This window comes from Paenibacillus sp. 01L418 (assembly GCF_056400045.1).
In genome coordinates, this window is record NZ_JBFTSN010000821.1 from 1 (window position 1) to 869 (window position 869).

Here is an 869-nt window from a genome sequence, read left to right on the forward strand (position 1 = left end):
GGATTATTGCGTCGTAATTGGGGAATTCAACGAAAACTTAGTTTCCATTTCATCTCCAATTCGAGACTCGAACGGTCAGGTTATTTCCGCACTTACTTTAATTAGCTCCATACATCGTATGGATGAAAATCGAATTATCTCCTATACGAATAAAGTCTTAAAAACGGCTAAAGAAATTTCACGGCAGTTTGGTTATTTGAAATGAACACAGCATCGCTTTGTATTATTTCGAAGGGTCTTTATGGTTTGAAACGGAATATTTTTCAGAACTCGAATGTACAATATTCAAGTCAATTTTGACTTCATTAATTGGATTTTCTTTTAACAGCAGTTCCCCAGCCGGAGAGCTAGCTTTCCACTGACGGTAATGGTGTCGATATAAATCATGTTCAAGATTTAAGACATCTGTCTTCGTCTCTTTTCCTGTACGGTATAACTCAACAATTTCTTGATCGATTGTTTTTTTCGTCTCGTCAGTTAATTGCTTCATCCCAAGAAAGCTGTTCTTGGTCTGGCTTACGATATAAGCTTTCGCTTTTATCTCAATATTATATTTAGGTTTTCCTTCCGCACTTACAAGCTTCAACTTGGTTTTAGGATTTTCTACAACAATTTGAACGGTTTCCTGCGTATTTTTAGGTACAGATACACCTGCACGAATTGTCCCCTGTTGCATCCAGCGCAGTCCAGACAGTTTTTTTAATGGGATGTAGCTTTGATAAGCTTCGTTTTTGAGAAATATAGCCCCATCAATCATCAGTTTGGGCTCGTTTTTGTTTTTTTCCTTCCATTGCTTGTTGTTTACAGCTAGTACTGGAATACAAGAAGTATAGCCAGGTTCATATATCTCTCCGATTAATCGGTGGAGC

The 869-nt window shown here is 37.5% G+C and carries 2 protein-coding genes; one reads left to right on the top strand and one right to left on the bottom strand.

Annotation, left to right across the window (positions count from 1 at the left end):
* Positions 1-205: IclR family transcriptional regulator domain-containing protein (locus AC1DSE_RS35890; protein WP_477529197.1), on the top strand; the 205-nt coding region annotated here is incomplete at its 5' end.
* Between the two features lie 18 nt (positions 206-223).
* Here the strand turns inward: AC1DSE_RS35890 and AC1DSE_RS35895 are convergent.
* Positions 224-869: Ger(x)C family spore germination C-terminal domain-containing protein (locus tag AC1DSE_RS35895; protein ID WP_477529198.1), on the bottom strand; the 646-nt coding region annotated here is incomplete at its 5' end.